General features: G+C 73.2%; 1 protein-coding gene. It reads right to left on the bottom strand.

Annotation, left to right across the window (positions count from 1 at the left end):
- Nucleotides 1-42: 42 nt before the first annotated feature.
- Nucleotides 43-1,026, bottom strand: a complete 984-nt coding sequence (locus tag HCJ92_RS24160; protein WP_167935726.1) for an aldo/keto reductase — start codon at nucleotides 1,024-1,026, stop codon at nucleotides 43-45.
- Nucleotides 1,027-1,232: the final 206 nt, after the last annotated feature.

The following is a 1,232-nucleotide window of genomic DNA, read 5'->3' as shown; positions in this document are numbered from 1 at the left end:
GGTGAGGCCACGGCGGTGCGCCGCGGCCTCACCGGGGCGGGCTCACCAGCGGTGGTGCACCTGGCCGCGGATCTCCCGGGCGTACAGCTCCGCCACGGCGGTCAGCGTCTCCTCGGAGAGGGCCGGCAGGTCGGCAGCGGCGGCGTTGGCGTGTGCCTGCTCGACGTTGCGGGCGCCGGGGATGACCGTGGTGACACCGGGCTGCTGGATGATCCACCGCAGCGCCGTCTGTGCCGGGGTGGCCCCCTCGGGCACCAGCTCGGCGAACTCCCGGGCGGCCCGCACCCCGGTGGCGAAGTCGACCCCGGAGAAGGTCTCGCCCTGGTCGAAAGCCTCGCCGTGGCGGTTGTACGTCCGATGGTCCTCCGGGGCGAAGGTCGTCTCCTCGGTGTACCGGCCGGAGAGCAGGCCGGAGGCGAGCGGCACCCGGGCGATGACCGCCACGCCCGCTGCCTCGGCCGCCGGCAGGACCCGCTCCAGCGGCTTCAGTCGGAACGGGTTGAGGATGATCTGGATGCTCGCGGTGCCGGGGCGGGCGATGGCGTCGAGCGCCTGGTCGCAGCTCTCCACGCTCACGCCGTAGGCGCGGATCCGCTCCTCCTCGACGAGACGGTCGAGCGCGTCGTACACGGCGTCCGAGGCGACGACCTCGCTCGGCGGGCAGTGCAGTTGGACCAGGTCCAGGATGTCGGCGCCCAGGTTGGTACGGGAACGGTCAGTCCAGGAGCGGAAGTTGGCCAGCGTGTAGCTCTCGGCCTCCTGCGGTGCGCGGCGGCCGAACTTGGTGGCGACGGTGATGCCGTGGCCGGGGCGGGACCGCAGGTGGTCACCGATGAGACGTTCGCTGCGTCCGTCACCGTAGACATCGGCGGTGTCGAAGAAGGTGACGCCGGAGGCGATGGCGGCGTCCAGCAGGGCGGGCGCGTCCTCGTCGGAGAACTGGCCCCAGTCGCCGCCGAGTTGCCAGGTACCCAGGCCGATGACCGAGAGCTTTCGGCCGAACCGGCGGCAGAGCCGCTCCTCCATGTGGGGGTTCTCCCTCTCGTGGTGTCCGTCGCACACCGGCGGACGTGGACCTACACGATGCCACGGAGCTGGGGAGTTCGGGCGGCCCTCCGGTTCCGGAACCGGTTCCACCGCCGGGCGGTCGACCGCTGTACCGGCCGGGCCCGGCGGGGCCGGGGCGAGTGCTCGGACCGGGGAGAGTCCGAGCGGCGGCCCCGGGCCGCCGG

This window comes from Streptomyces spiramenti (genome assembly GCF_012034385.1).
Lineage (GTDB): Bacteria > Actinomycetota > Actinomycetes > Streptomycetales > Streptomycetaceae > Streptomyces > Streptomyces spiramenti.
Note: the sequence above shows the minus strand (reverse complement) of the source record. Positions and strands in the feature narration are given on the sequence as shown.

Coding starts and splice junctions, on each gene's coding strand:
- HCJ92_RS24160 (WP_167935726.1), bottom strand. CDS start 1,026: ATGGAGGAGCGGCTCTGCCGCCGGTTCGGCCGAAAGCTCTCGGTCATC.